7 protein-coding genes are annotated in these 16,808 nt (G+C 37.3%); 6 read left to right on the forward strand and 1 reads right to left on the reverse strand.

The genetic code is table 11. The features are described from left to right. Positions 1-357 precede the first annotated feature (357 nt). Genes AsAng_RS25430 through AsAng_RS25455 form a run of 6 tightly spaced genes read left to right on the forward strand, consistent with a single transcriptional unit; the run spans position 358 to position 15,446 of the window. Entirely contained in the window at positions 358-9,714 is a 9,357-nt protein-coding gene (locus AsAng_RS25430) for a T9SS type A sorting domain-containing protein (protein ID WP_264789947.1), read from the forward strand. Between the two features lie 57 nt (positions 9,715-9,771). Beyond that, positions 9,772-11,262, forward strand: a complete 1,491-nt coding sequence (locus tag AsAng_RS25435) for a T9SS type A sorting domain-containing protein (protein ID WP_264789948.1) — start codon at positions 9,772-9,774, stop codon at positions 11,260-11,262. Positions 11,263-11,266: 4 nt separating this feature from the next. Next, positions 11,267-11,812, forward strand: coding sequence for a T9SS type A sorting domain-containing protein (locus AsAng_RS25440; protein WP_264789949.1), 546 nt, complete (start codon positions 11,267-11,269; stop codon positions 11,810-11,812). A gap of 52 nt (positions 11,813-11,864) precedes the next feature. Next, positions 11,865-13,358 (forward strand): T9SS type A sorting domain-containing protein, encoded by a 1,494-nt coding sequence (locus AsAng_RS25445; RefSeq protein WP_264789950.1) that lies wholly within the window; start codon positions 11,865-11,867, stop codon positions 13,356-13,358. 22 nt (positions 13,359-13,380) lie between these two features. Next, positions 13,381-13,899, forward strand: a complete 519-nt coding sequence (locus tag AsAng_RS25450; protein ID WP_264789951.1) for a T9SS type A sorting domain-containing protein — start codon at positions 13,381-13,383, stop codon at positions 13,897-13,899. Positions 13,900-13,955: 56 nt separating this feature from the next. Further along, positions 13,956-15,446 carry a T9SS type A sorting domain-containing protein gene (locus AsAng_RS25455; RefSeq protein WP_264789952.1) on the forward strand — a complete coding sequence of 497 codons (1,491 nt, stop codon included), beginning with the start codon at positions 13,956-13,958 and terminating at the stop codon, positions 15,444-15,446. 107 nt (positions 15,447-15,553) lie between these two features. Here the strand turns inward: AsAng_RS25455 and AsAng_RS25460 are convergent, their stop codons facing one another. After that, on the reverse strand, positions 15,554-16,636 hold the full coding sequence (locus AsAng_RS25460) for a cytochrome c family protein (protein ID WP_264789953.1): 1,083 nt from the start codon (positions 16,634-16,636) through the stop codon (positions 15,554-15,556). Positions 16,637-16,808: the final 172 nt, after the last annotated feature.

Here is a 16,808-nt window from a genome sequence, read left to right on the forward strand (position 1 = left end):
GGAAACCCCTTGAACTCCTTGATTTACAAAGAATATATCAAAAAAACAAAGGAGAAGAAATACAACATAACAGCACTAAAAAACAATGTATTTATGCATTCTTAAATGAGATATAAATAAAAAAGGATTTAGTTGAACTTTTTTGCAATAAGAAGAGTTATACAAAATACTCAAAAAAATATCCCTAAAGGAATGGTTCATTCCCTTTCTTAAAATAGACTAAGACAGCAGATAAACAAGTATAGCATTATAACATGCCTTGATGATTTAATTTCGTTACACACCATATCCTTATGGTAGTAGTGGATCCATCATGAAGACTTATTTATAAACCATGAAAACGCTTAAACCTTCTGTATGAAAACAATCCTCTTTATTGTAATGGCATGTTTATGGCATGCCTTTGCATCAGCCCAAACCTCGCTTACTTTTGATGGGGTAGACGATTACACCCATGTCAATTATTACCCTCAATTAGATTTGGGGACAGGAAATTTTACCTTAGAAGCCATGCTCTCTACGGTAGATTTTAGCCTTTCCGATACTTTGACCCTTTTTTCGCAACGCAACCAAGCTTCCAATCAAGGACTTCGCTGGTCGTTAACCAATAATGCCATTCTCCTTCAAATAGGAAGTACGAGCTATTCCATCAACCATAGTTTTACAGGCTGTAGCCATTTAGCCATCGTTCGAGAAAACGGAATGCTGCTTTTTTATGCCGACCATCTACTACTTGGAACGCAGGCACTTGCAGGCACGGTAAATACTACTTGTATCAATTGTGACCTCTGGATGGGAAAAGACGTAGACAACAGCGATTTTTTTAAAGGGAGCTTAGACGAACTTCGGATCTGGGATATAGCTCGAAGTAGTGCGAATATTGCCTCCTATGAACTAAGTTGTTTGGATTCTACGAGCATAGCGCTCTCTAATTTGGTTGGTTACTGGAATTTTGAAGAAAACACAGGACAATTTGCCAATAATTTAAGCAGTGTAGCGCATTATGCTCGTTTGGGCAGCACCTTTTATGCAGATAGCAATGACCCAACATGGACTTCAACCAGTTGTCTATCGAGTGCCTGCTATGCCACAGGGCTTGCGGATTTCACCCTGAGTGATAACAATCCAAAAGAAGGAGATTTTGTCACCTTGCACAATAACAGTGCAGGAGGAGCGGTTGCTTTTTGGTGCATTAATGGCGATACCACTCTATTGGTTAATTCTTTGCAATATGCTTTTCCTTTGGGGATGAACATCATTCAATTGGCAGTGAATACGGCTAGTGGATTGACGGTTCGGACGCTTTTGTTGGATGTAAAACGCCCCAAATATCCTTGTGGGGCAGATGAGTACAAACAATGGAGACAAGTCAATGATCCCAATTACGCATTAACACAACAAGTACTCAGTGCAGCAAGCCTTGCTGCAACTAATAATACGCCATCAAGTGGTAAGGAATATCACATTCCTGTTGTGTTTCATGTGATTGCAGATAATCAAAATACCTTAAATGCTTTTCCTCCAACTCGCTTGCAAGCACAGTTGGATACCTTAAATAAATATTTCTCTAAAGATTCTACAAAAATAACCTTTTGTTTAGCGCAAAATTTACCCTCCATATATACCTTAGGGGTATCAAGATGGGAAGATTTTGGAACCACAGCTACCCCTGGAGCTCCTGGAATGACCTATACTTTAGATACTGGGTTTACAGGTGTTTTTAATTTAAGTGATTATGATATTACTTTTGCGCCATATAATGCATTATTGTTTGGGAAACTTCCTTTCCCAGCTGAAAATTATCTAAATGTATATATTGTTGATACCATTATTTATGCTGGGCAATCTGCGGTTGGAATTTCTAGTATTGGTCCTACACTTAGGGTATTAGATGGAATAGGAATTGATTATGATGCCTTTGTTGGAGGAGCAATAAACCCACTAGGGAAAACATTGGTGCATGAAGTTGGGCATTGGATGGGCTTAGAGCATGTTTTTGGAGAAGATTATATTTGTGATACTTACCATCAACTTAATCCTACTTCAGATAGCAGTTTGACCAATTGCTCAACCCCTTATAGTTATGGCACCTCTTGTCCACCCAACCCTATCTATAATCGAGGAGAAAATCACATGGATTATCATCTTGAAACTTGTAGAGCTATTTTTACAAGAGGGCAGGTCGCTAGAATGCAGCATATATTGGACAACGGTAGACCTGTGATTCATTCTACCTTAAACCTAATAGGTACAGGTGTTCAACAAATTGGCGGTTGTTTAGACCAACCAGCTGTAACAGCGGTGTTCAATGCAGATGTAGAAGAGGTTTGCTTCGACTATACGATTTGTTTAGAAGGAGCAAATGTTGATTATGATTATTGGGAATGGGGCGCAAGCTGGAACCCCTCAAAAAATAATGGCATTCCTGCTCCCAACATAAACACAGTGGTCAACTATGATACTGCAATAGGAACTAACCGACCACCTAAAACTTTTTTAACCATATCAGAACCTGGTACTTGGGATGTTTATCTAACAGTAGAACATCTAGATACAACAAATGGCAGCAGTATAACAACGACAGTAACTGATACGCTCCAAATCACTATTTTGGACTGTACTCAAAACGATCAACGCAATCGCCTAACAGCAGTTTTTGATTCTTCCGATTGGCAAATTAATTCTATGTCTATTGCGAATCTAACGGCTATACCAACGGATACCTTAGAAGGTCATATCGTTACAGGAACCGCTTTTATTCCAAATCAAAACGATGTTGGAGTACTTATCCGAACCGACTTATTAGGGAGAATGCAATGGAGAAAATCTGTGCATATTCCCAATGCTGATGTTCGTTTATTGGATTTGGTTTCAGAGGTTAATTATTTAGGGCAAAATTGCGTTGCCTTAACAGGGCATGTCACAAGAGGGAGTACGACAGAGCTACTCTTTTTGATTGTCAATAGAGTTGGAACTATTTTGTTCCAAGAAAGTTATCAAATGAACAACGGAGGAAGCCCATTGCCTTTTCAATCAGGATTAGAAATAATACAACTTTCCAGCAGCTTTAACCATCAATTTGCGATTGTAGGTTTAGCAGGGGCAGGGGTAAAAGATTCAATGAGTAAAACAGGGTTTATTGTTGGGATAGATCCTAGTTTAGGCATTCAGTGGCAACACTTCTTTGAAACAACAAGCCTTGTTGCAACTCAAGACTATGATATAGCAGAAAATGTAGTGGAGATTAATGGCAGTTTTGGACCTGCTTTGGTGATTGGGGGGAATGCAAATCGGGTTTCCTCAACAGAGGGCTCTGCGGTTTATTTTAGTTGTTTGACGATAAGTGGTTCAACGGTAACCCAGCAATGGCGACAAAATCTAGAAGCTGCTGCTGGAAACCAAGGAACTATGCAAATGGTTGCAACCGCCTACGATAATGGTCGATTGTTTGGAACCACTCGTAGTGGCTTAAGACATGGAGCATTTACGATGGAATTAGATCCTAATACAGGAGCGATTGGTGCTAAAATGGATGTTCTTGATTTAGTAGTAAGCGAGATGATTATAGATGGCAATTACTGTGTTTTATCTGGCAGACAGGATGTACGACAAACACTTGCTGCGGTCAAAGTAGCGCTTCCTCCTGTTGGTAGTACAACTTGGTCGATAGCAAACGCTTCTTCTAGAGAATACCTTGACTCAAGAGTTAGGGGAACTTGGGGAGGTGTTTATAACTATCAAGAAGCACTTGGGAAACGCCAAAATATGGTACCATCTCCTAACGGAGGTTATATGCAAGTTGCTGCCACGGAAATGAACTCTACAGGCAATCCGCTTTATCTCAATTTAATGGGGTTGATTTTTAACAAAGTAGATGATGTTTTGGTAAGTTCTTGTATTGCAAACAAACAATTTGATTTAGGATTTATAACAGGGGGCTTATTAATTACAACAACTTCTAATTCGGTTCCATGGAATATAAATGCAGGGCTAGAAGTGGCTTTAGTAGATTCTTTGAATCGCCCTTGCAACCGACTAGGTTGTAAAGCAATCACAACATTTACTCCACCACCATTTTATAAATGCCCACAAGATAGTTTATTACTCAGTAGCAATCTATTTGGACAAGGCGATTATAGTTATCAATGGACTCCTACTGCTTATTTAAGTAGCGATACCGTTTTTGTTCCGATAACAACAACACCTATAAATCAAGTTTATAATTTAATCATTACCGATAATCAAACAGGTTGTCAGGTAGCAGAAGCAGCATATACTGTTCTAGTACAGGACACCACCTACTTAGTAGCATCAACGAGTAAATGTGCTCAGAATTCAATTACCTTAAGAAATACAGATCTTAGTCTATTTGGCAATTATAATTACCAATGGTTTCCAGCTACTTTTTTGAACGATCCAACCATTTTAGAACCGACTTGTTTTGCAACAAGCCCTCAAGTCTATACATTAGTTGCAAGCAGTAACAATCCAGATTGTAAGGTTTTTGTGAAACAATATACGGTTCATATTAATGGCAGTTTAATAGAACATCGAATCAATTGTTTGCCAAGTGATTCTTCCTATTTTACAACACCAAGCTATCCATCATCGTCACCATTTCATTATAAAATGAACTTAAATATAGTGTTAGCCAATTTAGGAATTACTGACACAACAGGAATTTGGTCAAATCCAATACCAGGTTCTTTTATTCCTTTTACCCCTCCTTTCTTTGATACAACAACAAATATAATAACGGCTGGGGTTGCTGCAAATATAGGGACGCTGCATTATACTTATGGAAATGGATTGTGTCAAAATAGATTAATTTTGCATTTTTTACCCGATGCTTCCATTAATGGAGCAGCTAGAATAGACGTTTGCCAAGAAGCTATTCTTACCTTTAATGCAAATACGATTGATTCTACTATTGAGCATTCTTGGCGAATTTATGGTCAAAATCAACCTGGACCTGGGCTGGGAAGTATTTTAATTCGAATAATTCCATTTGGGGATAGCTTGTCTATTACGGATACATTTCGTTATGATAGCACCTATCAATTCTATATTGTAGAACATCGTACTAGACTTAAGAATTGCCCAAGTACAGAAGCCTCTATAGCAAAGGTGAAGATTTACGTTTATCCAGAAAACAAAACAATTACCTTAGATACTTGCACAAGTGTACTAACACTTGCTACCTCTACTCCCAGTGATACCATCCAATGGTACGAAGTCAGCAGCGGTCTAATAACAGGAGCAACAAGCCATAATTATCAGCCATTAACCAACGGCTCTTATTATGCAACGGTTCAAACAGAACACTGTGATTTTACCAGTGACACCTTTCATTACACCATTCCTTTACCCATTGCAAGTACAGCAAGTGTAAGTTCCAATTACAATGGAGTGGACATCTCTTGTTATGGCGCAGCAGATGGAACAGCAACGGTTACGGTTAATAACGGGTTGGCACCTTATAGCTACTTATGGTCCAATGGAGACAGTACTGCTATAGCGACCGATTTAGCGGCAGGAAGCTATCAAGTAAGCATCATAGATGCCTGTTTGGATACTACTATTGCGAACGTTACAGTAACAGAGCCAGCAGCACTAAGTGCAATCGTTAACCCAATCGTCCAAGTCAGCTGCTTTGGAGTGAATGATGGTCAAGCAACCGCTGTAGGAAGCGGTGGAACCTCCACCTATAATTATCTATGGTCCAACGGGGATACTACGGCTACTGCAACAGGTCTAGTAGCAGGGACTTATACCCTTACCGTGACGGATGTTAATGGCTGTTTGTTGACCACTATGATTACGATAACAGAACCAAGCCAGATTAACCATACAATGACAGGCATCAACCCAGTAAGTTGTAGTGGTGTAAGTGATGGAAGTGTAACCGCAACAGTTACAGGCGGAACAAGCCCTTATACCTATCTATGGTCAAATGGAGCAACCAATAGTACGGTGAATAGCCTAGCAGTAGGAACCTACTATGTGACAATAACAGATGCGAACAGTTGTTCAAAAGTCGATTCAATAAGCTTTACCGTACCACCATTGCCCCTAGTTACGCTAAATACTACCAACATTTCTTGTTATGGATTTAGCGATGGACAAATCAATACAACCATTACAGGTAACACTGCTCCTTATGGTTATTTGTGGTCCAATGGAGGGACAAATGCCCATCTATCAGGCTTAGTTGCAGGAGGATACAGTCTAACCATAACGGATGCAAATGGATGTACCGTTACGGCGACTACAAGCCTTACCGAGCCCAGTATATTGAGTAATAATTTAGTAGCTACCCCTGTGAATTGTTTGACGGCGAATAGTGGAGCAGTGGCGAATACCGTGACTGGTGGAAGCAGCCCTTATACTTATTTATGGTCGAATGGTGCAACAACAGAAGATCTAACAGGATTGATAGCAGGCAGCTATTGTGTGACCATTACCGATGCCAACAATTGCACGATAAGCGATTGCGCAACCGTAGCGCCATTAATTAGTTCCTTATCTATTGTCAAAACAGTAGACAAAGATACCATTCTGCCTTATGATACGGTTTGCTATCGTATTCTAGTGACCAATAACTGTCAAGCGCCTAATACCGTTGTAGTAACCGATACTTTGGCAACAAGTTTATTGGTAACCACTGCTGGCGATTTTAACTACAACAGTACAGCACACCTTTTGACCGATACCTTAACCATAGCGGCAGGAGCAACCGATACCTTAGAATTTAAGACACGAGTACTGTTGATGACGAATTGTGATAGTATTAAGAGCATTCTAAATCAAGCCAATGCCTTTGAGTTGGGAAATCCAAGTCAACAGGTAGCTGATGATGCACAAATTTGGATACAAGATAGTTTTGCCGTCAATTGTCAGCCTTTGCCTGATACGGTTTATTTTAGCGATCAAATACTAGCAGGGCAATTGTTGGATAATGTCACGGCACAAACCAACAATCAAACGGTAAACATGGCAGGGGTATGGATACTAGACGCAGGAACCACCTATAGTTTTACCAATGGTTCAACCCTAAAAATGAGTCCAGGAGCACAAATTATTGTTGCCCCTGGTGCAACGCTATCGTTGAACAATACAACGGTTCAAGCAGCCTGTCCAAATTGTTTGTGGCAGAGCATTTTAGTGCAAGAAGATGCAACTCTAGAAACAGACAAAGCAACCCTTCGAGATGCACAATATGCCATTCATGCAGCACACAATTCAATACTAAGGCACATTCTTAATACCAACTTCTTGGATAACTTTATTGGTATTTATGTGGCTCCTGGTGCGCCCCATAACAACATTGTGGTAGGAGAATTTGATGGAAATCTTTTTTCGGCTCCAGTTATTTTGCCCCCTTTTACAGGACTGTTGAACACCCCAACATTAGACGTAAGTGGCGTCTTGACTACTGTTCGTCCTGACGCAGGAGGAGGACAGGGATTAGCTGGAATTCTTGCTTGGGATATTCCCTCGCTAAACCTTAATTTAGCACCAGCCTCGCCTACCAACACCTTTCAAGATCTAGTAGCAGGAATTGTCTTGTTTAATGCCAATTTTTCCACCAATTCTTGTCATTTTGATCGAGTTAGACCCAATACCATTTATCCCGCAAATTTAGGCTACCAAGGCTGTGGTATTTATGTTCGAGCAGCAGGGAATCTTGGTTTGAATAATATCCTAGTAGAAGACTGTTTATTTGATCGTTGTTTTATTGGTATTTCAGGAACAGGATTGGGGATTCAAGCCTATCGGAATAAGATGACGAGTATTACAGATATGGGTGTTCGTTCGTTAAGCCTTTTTGATACCAAAATGTATGTTCGTTTTAATACCTTCTCTAAAATGGGTCGTTTAGGAGTGGCTGCCTTTAATCCTTTGGCGCCAACCGATATCTGGATTGATAACAACCAAATTGATATGAATACTCGTCCTGGGGAAGGAACAGGCATCTTGGTGAACGATAATCCTGGGCTTGCCACATCTTCCTCTTTGTCCATCTCAAACAATATCATTAATGCCAATGATGCAGAAAATGGAATTGCTGTAATGAATCACAACCATAGCTATGAACAAAACAATGCAGGCATTAAAGGCAATACCATCTATATGAATGGAAGCAGCCCTGAACGGGCAGGAATAACTGCTTTTAATAGTAGGTTGGTGATTGAATGCAATACAATTACTGGGGATGCTAATACACGGAATGCCTTGGATACTCGTGGAATTATAGCTTCTGGAGGCGCTATTTTAGGGGGAGGTAGTATTTATCAATGCAATGCGGTGACAGGTACCAATATTGGGGTATTTTTTGAAGGCTTTAACAATCAGGTGGACTTTAAAGGGAATCGTTTTGATGACCATCATATTGGTTTGTTAATGGATGCTGGGGCTGTTATTGGAAATCAAGACTATGAAGGGAATACTTGGACACATGCGGCTAGTACAGATGCTTTTCATCAAGGATTACCATTTATACAAGGCTTTTCATTGTTTGATGTGAATGCTGCTGCTATCTCTAATTTTGATTTTAGACCTAATAATTATAATGCATTATCAACTTGGTTTGATGATAATGCTTTTGGTAATAATTCTAGTTGTGAAGAACCATTTAGGATATGTGGAAATGCTCGATCTACTTCTAGTTTTAATAATATTACTAGTGGAACTGGTACCAGTAATCAGGTAACAAATTTAGATCAAATTCTAGCAAAAAATGGTGGTGGAACTATTCCTTTAGTAACTCGACATAATGGAAAAAGAGCACTCTTTAGAAAATTGGTAGAGAACCCTCATTTAGCAACGAATAGTCAAAATCCGCATATTCAAAACTTTGTAGCCAATCACCAAAACACCTGTATTGGTCATTTCGATCAGATAACAAAGGGATGTAGAAATGTGTTTCATCTTAGCTCAATGGACTCTATATTAATCGATAGTTGTAAGAATATTTGTGAAAGCTATTTAGATTCCCTACATTATGTAGATTCTTTGTTAGTACAAAATTACACTGCCAATCTTACTACGACCAGAAATGCTATTGCTCATAGACTAAGTGCAGCCATGCCGCAACAACAAACTTTACTAGATAATTTGAATAGACGACAGCAAAATGCTTTAATGCCTATTTGTGCGAACAATAATGCATTTTCTACTGTAGCTCTGTATGAGAGAATGGAAAAAGAAGTCAATGAAATATACTTCAACACATTAGCAAAAGGGATTCTGACATTCAGTAGCAATGAGCGTTCTATTCTAAGACGAATAGCAGCTCACTGTCCACAAGAAGGTGGTCTAGCAGTCCATCAAGCAAGAGGTATGCTGTCAATGATAGAAGACGTAATTTTGTTAAATTTCAATTGCCCTAGTAAGAATGGGCGGTCAAATGAAGGTGATGATCCCAACAATGATAGCGAGTCTTCCGTTAGTGATAACACAGCTGCATGGAATTTGATTGTATATCCCAATCCAGCAAGGAATACGATCACATTACAGAGCAATAGAGATTTAAAAGCAAATACACAGATAGAAATTTATAATGCCCTTGGGCAACAAGTAAAAGTAATTACAACTGGTCAAATAATTCAAACAGTGGACATAGATGTGAGTTCATTTGTAAATGGTGTATACACTATACACCTGAAAAATGGAGAGGAAACAACAACAAAACCATTTGTGGTTATCGAATAATACAAAACTCTAACCCTAAAGAGCATTTTGCTCTTTAGGGTTTTAATTTTTATAGCTATGAAATATATTTTACTCCTACTCAGTTTTATCTACAGTTTCAATTGTTTTGCACAACAGTATGATAACAATTGGCTCGTTGGTGGCGGTGGCGGCGGAACAAAATCTGCACAAATTACATATAATAATTCTCCTTTAGTAGATAGTATTTCAAGGAATATGCGGATCAATAGAGCCGCAGTATCTATGTCAGATAGCATGGGTAATTTAATTTTCTATTCAAATGGGATAAAAATACACAATGCGCAACATCAATTAATGCAAAATGGAGATAGTTTAAGTCCTGGTCAAGTCGCAGATAATTTTAAGCAAATAGGCTATCCAATAAATGAAAGTATGATAGCTGTCCCTCATCCTATTCAAGCCAACAAATACTATGTTTTTCATCAGGCATCGACTAATGCAAGTGCTATAGCAGGATTTGCAGATAAGTTATACTATACCGTGGTAGATATGAATACAAATGGAGGATTAGGAAAAGTAGAGGTAAAAAACCAAATTCTGTTAGAAAATGATTCAATGTGTGGAGGACAGCTAGAAGTGGTTAAGCATGGAAATGGCAGAGATTGGTGGTTAATACAACCCATGAGTGGATCAAATGGTTATCATATATTTTTAATCGCAGATAATACCATTTCTTATCACCACAAACAATATTTAGGATCTATTAAAATTTTGGGGAGTGAAGTTGCAGGGCAAGCTACTTTTAGTCATCAAGGAGATAAATACATTCGGTATGATTATCGGAATGATTTAGATCTTTACGATTTTGATCGTTGTTCGGGGTATCTGTCCAATTATTTACACATCCCAGTCCTTGATTCTGTTGATAATTTAGCGTTTAGCAATGTCGCAACAGGAGTGGCTGTTTCCCAGAATGATCGTTATTTATATGCCTCCTCATGGATTTATATGTATCAGTTTGATTTATGGGCAACAGATATTGCAGGATCAAAAGATACAGTAGCTGTTTATGATGATGTTTTGATTACAGGAACACCAACTCAATTCGGGTATATCCAAACTGCACCAGATGGAAAAATTTACAGCCATATAGATAATATGCCTTACATGCATATTATTAATAATCCTGATGTAGGAGGTCTAAGTTGTAATGTAGCGCAACGAGGCTTAGATGTATTTTTTGTACAAGGGCATTTCTTGCCTAATATGGCTCATTATCGAACTCCAGCACTAGCAGGTGCTGCCTGTGATACACTTACAAATATTGTAGATGTGGAAAAAGAAACAGAAAAAATGTTTTTATATCCTAATCCAACTAGTAATAGTGTTACTATAGAATCAGAATCTGTCATAGAAAATGTAAAGATTTATGATGCGCTAGGAAGAGAGGTAAACAATCTACAAACCATAAATCAACGAATAGTGGAGTTGGGGATAAGGGATTTAGAAAATGGAATTTATACTGTTCAAGTAGAGTTGGGGAATGGAAGAATATTGAATAAGCAATTGGTCGTTCAAAAGGGGTGATGTGTTGAGTACCATAGAATTACATGAAGCCTTAGAAAAAGAAGTGAATAAAATTTACTTAAATACTTTAGCAAAGGGGATCTTAAAATTTAGCAACAGTGAACTAATATCCCTAAGAGGTATAGCAGCCCATTGTCCACAAGAAGGAGGATTAGCAGTTCATCAAGCAAGAGGCATGTTATCTATGGTAGAGGATGTTGATTTGTTGAATTTTGATTGTATTAGTAGTAATGGAAGATCTATTATAGAGGAATCTCCGAGTGAATTGGAGGCAAAAAAAGAAGAGCAGGTTTATGAAAGAAGATGGGATTTGATCTTATACCCTAATCCAGCAAGTAATACAATAACTCTAGAAAGTAATCTAGTTCTAGAAGAAGAGATACAAATAAAAATCTACAATCCTTTAGGACAGAAGGTAAAGGAAATAACCATAAATGAAGACATCAACAGGATAGATATAAATGTTGGTTCACTATTAGGTGGTATATATAATATTCACTTACAAAGTGGTGCTTACAAAAGTACAAAATCCTTTATAGTAGTAAAATAATAATAAACTAAGTCCAAAGAGGAATCTCTTTGGACTTTCTAATTTTATAGTAATGAGATATATTTTTATAGTACTAAGTCTAGTTTATTCTTTAAGCTGTTTTGCACAACAGCATGATAATAACTGGTTAACAGGAATAGGAACACCAGGAACAAAATCGACACAAATTACTTTTAATAACCCTATTGTATTAGATAGTATTTCAAGAAATATGGAGATAAGAGGGGAGATTATATCCATGTCAGATAGTTTAGGCAATTTTATTTTTTATTCTAATGGTATCAAAATACATAATGCCCAACACCAATTGATGCAAAATGGAGATAGCCTTAATCCTGGACAAGTAGCAGATAATTTTAGGCAATCTGGATATCCTATAAGTGAAGGTATGATAGCTATTCCCCACCCTATTGAAGCCAGCAAATACTATGTTTTCCATCAAGCAATTACAAATGCAAGTGCTATAGCAGGATTTGCAGATAAGCTATACTATACTTTGGTAGATATGAATGCAAATGGAGGATTAGGAAAAGTAGAAACAAAGAATCAAATTTTATTAGAAAATGATTCTATATGCGCTGGTCAATTGGAAGTAGTTAAACACGGGAATGGTCGAGATTGGTGGCTAATACAGCCCATGAGTGGTTCAAATGGTTATCATGTTTTTTTAATTGCAGGAAATGCCATTACTTATCATCACAAGCAATATTTAGGCACTATCAAAATATTGGGAAGCGAAATGGCAGGACAAGCTACCTTTAATCATCAAGGAAATCAATATATTAGATATGACCATTACAATGATCTAGATATTTATGATTTTGATCGTTGTTCAGGATATTTGTCCAATTACTTACATATTCCTGTTATTGATTCTATTGATAATTTGGCAGGGAGTGGGGTCTTATCGGGAGCTGCTGTGTCTCTCAATGATAGATATTTATATGTCTCTTCTTGGATATATCTATATCAATTTGATTTATGGGCAACGGATATTGCAGCCTCAAAAGATACAGTAGCAATCCATGATAATTTTACGCCTACTTTTATACCTACTCTATTTAGTTATATACAAATAGCCCCAGATGGCAAGATATATGGGCATACTTATAGTAATAGATATCTTCATGTCATAGATTATCCTGATTCGGCAGGTTTGGCTTGTAATGTTCGACAACATGATATAGATATATTTTTTAATAATAGTCAGTTCTTTCCTAATATGCCGCACTATAGAATGCCAGCTTTAACGGGGGCTGCCTGCGATACGCTTACAAGTATAGCAATCATAGGTGATAACGATTTAGAAGAAGTGTCTTTATACCCCAATCCAACTGGTAGTAGTGTTACTATAGAATCAGAATCTGTCATAAAAAATGTAATGATTTATGATGCGTTAGGAAGAGAGGTCAAGAATATAGAGAAGATCAACCAAGGAATAGTAGAACTGGAAATAAAGGACTTAGAGAATGGAATTTATATTGTTTGGGTAGAGTTGGAAAGTGGAGTGATATTGAATAAACAGTTGGTTGTTCAGAAAGATTGATGTAATAACGACAACTCTGACAATGGAAAAAGAAGTCAATGAAATTTACTTGAATACACTTGCAAAAGGAGTTTTAGAATTTAGTAACAGTGAATTAATATCCTTAAGACAAGCAGCAGCACATTGTCCACAAGAAGGAGGTGTAGGAGTCCATCAGGCAAGAGGGATGTTGTCTATGGTAGAGGATGTTGATTTGTTGAATTTTGATTGTATTAGTAGTAATGGAAGATCTATTATAGAGGAATCTCCGAGTGAATTGGAGGCAAAAAAAGAAGAGCAGGTTTATGAAAGAAGATGGGATTTAATCTTATATCCTAATCCAGCAAGCAATACAATAACTCTAGAAAGTAGCCTAGTTTTAGAAGAAAAGATCCAAATAAAAATTTACAATGCCTTAGGGCAGAAAGTAAAAGAAGTTACTATCAATGAAGCTATTAATACTATAGACATAAATGTTAGTTCACTATTGGATGGCATTTATAATATTCGCTTACAAAGTGGTGCTTACAAAAGTACAAAATCCTTTGTAGTGGTTAAATAATATTAACAAATCAAGTCCAAAGAGAGTAATTTCTTTGGACTTTTTAATTTATACTAATGAGATACATTTTTATAGTTCTAGGTTTAATTTATTCTTTGAATTGTTTTGCGCAACAACACGATAATTATTGGTTGGTAGGAGCAGGGCAGTCAGGAATAAAGTCAACGCAAATTACTTTTAGTGGTTCGTTTGCGTTAGATAGTATTTCAAGAAATATGCGGATAAATAGAGCGGCTATATCTATATCTGATAGTATAGGCAATTTAATTTTTTACTCCAATGGGATAAAAATACACAATGCACAACATCAGTTGATGCAGAATGGAGATAGTTTGAATCCTGGACAAGTAGCAGATAATTTTAGGCAAACTGGTTATCCGATAAATGAAAGCATGATAGCTATCCCTCATCCTGTTCAAACAAACAAGTATTATATTTTTCACCAAGCGATTACAAACACAAGTGCCATAGCAGGTTTTGCAGATAAATTGTATTACACTTTAGTGGATATGAATTTGAATGGGGGCTTGGGAGAAGTTGAAATAAAAAATCAAATTTTATTGGAAAATGATTCGATGTGTGGAGGTCAACTAGAGGTCGTCAAACATGGAAATGGCAGAGATTGGTGGTTGATACAACCCATGAGTGGAACGAATGGCTATCATGTTTTTTTGATTGCAGGCAATATTATTTCTTATCATCATAAACAATATTTGGGTACGTCTAAGATTTTAGGAAGTGAAGCTGCAGGGCAAGCTACTTTCAGCCATCAAGGAGATAAATACTTTAGATATGACTATAGAAATGATTTAGATATTTATGATTTTGATCGTTGTTCGGGGTATTTGTCTAATTATTTACATATTCCTGTAATTGATTCTATTGATAATTTGGCAGGTAGTGGAGCCTCATCAGGTGCAGCTGTATCTCTCAATGATCGCTATTTATATGTTTCTTCTTGGATTTATATGTACCAGTTTGATTTATGGGCATCTAATATAGCGGCATCAAAAGATACGGTAGCGATCCACGATAATTTTACACCTACTGCTATTCCTACTTTATTCAGTTCTATACAAACGGCACCTGATGGCAAAATATATGGTCGTGCTTATAGTAATCAATACCTTCATGTAGTAGATTATCCCGATTTAGCAGGCACAGCTTGTAATGTTCGACAACACGGTATAGATATATTTTTTCATAATGGACAGTTTTTACCCAATATGCCCCACTACAGAACTCCTAGATTAGCGGGTTCTGCCTGTGACACACTTACGAATGTAGTAGATATACAGAAAGTAATGAATCAAGTCACTCTTTACCCCAACCCAAGTAGTAATAGTGTTACTATAGAATCAGAATCTGTCATAGAAAATGTAATAATTTATGATGCGTTAGGAAGAGAGGTAAACAATCTGCAAACCATAAATCAACGAATAGTGGAGTTGGGGATAAGGGATTTAGAAAATGGGATTTATACTGTTCGAGTAGAGTTGGGGAATGGAAGGATATTGAATAAACAATTGGTTGTTCAGAAAGATTGATGCGTTTGTTACCGTAGCTCTGCATGAGACAATGGAAAAAGAAGTCAATGAAATTTACTTGAATACTTTAGCAAAAGGATGATTGTTGTTTTCCCTAAAAAGAACGATTAGAAATTTTTATAATAATCATCTGCTTCGGCACCCAGTCTTGCTTTTTGTGTAATATAAAAACGTAAGTCTTGGAGCTGTTGATTGCTCATTCGTTCTACTGTGTAATGGGGCGGATTCGTCTTATTTCCTTTTGACCCAGGGCTATATCTAAGTGCATCATAGATAGAATATTTGGAGGTTAGATCAAAGTGCTTTTTGAGGAACTTAAATGTTTTTTGGCTTCTGTCTAAGCCAAAATTGGCATATCGTTTTCCTGCATGGCAGTGCAAACAGCTTTGTTTGTACACTCGCCGACCATTGCTATAACTATTAAGAACAGGCGAAATTAAATTGCGTTCTCCCACAGGAATCGGACTAATTAAAGAAGCAGGATAGACTTCTTGATAATAACGACGCATCAGATTGACGGCACGAGAATTTCCTATATTGGTTTTAATGGCATCTTCAATAATAGTGATTAAGGTATCAGGAACTTGTAAATCACCCATTTTTAACTCCATGGTCCATAAATAAGCAAGTATAGATTCTATTTCCCATGCTTCTAAGCTTCTTCCTTTAGCATAAACTGTATTACAAGCCTGAATAGCTTTGCGAATATCTCTATGCCCAACCTGAAGGGCTAAGCGGTTTTTGTGCGCAAAAATATGTTGATAATCATTGGTAAAAAAAGCAACTCGATTAACCAAACCATAAAAAGGAGCGCCAGGAAGAAAAGGAATACCAACAGAATCACCATGTTCTAAACGACTTTGGGGATTCATCGTACCAATTTGAGGATGTTCTTTTTCGGTGGTATGGCAGGCTACACAGAATAATTTACTGCTGGTTTTGGCTGTTTTTTGACCTTTAAAATTACGAGTGTATCCTCGCATGACCAATTGCTGACCTTTAGTGGCATCATGACGACGTTGTTTATCCAATACATTAACATTGACTTTGCCTAAGCTTGTCATGACTTTCCATACCTTGGTTTCGTCTGTAATTTCAAAATTGGGTTGAGGAACACGATTAACTGCAAGGTGAGTTAGTGCGATGAAGGATAGAAAGAGTAAAGAAAATACTTTTGTCGTTTGTGACATTCTTATAAGAATTAGTTTTGCTAAATTGATGAGGGGGATCAATCTGTAGGTCGCTATAATGGTTTAGTAATAAGTTGATTAACTGTTGCGTCTTGTGTTGTATTGGTAATGTAATTGAAAATACAATGCCATAAAATGCGTTAATCAATTAAGAATATTTTAAAACCTAGCT

This window comes from Aureispira anguillae (assembly GCF_026000115.1).
GTDB classification, from domain to species: domain Bacteria; phylum Bacteroidota; class Bacteroidia; order Chitinophagales; family Saprospiraceae; genus Aureispira; species Aureispira anguillae.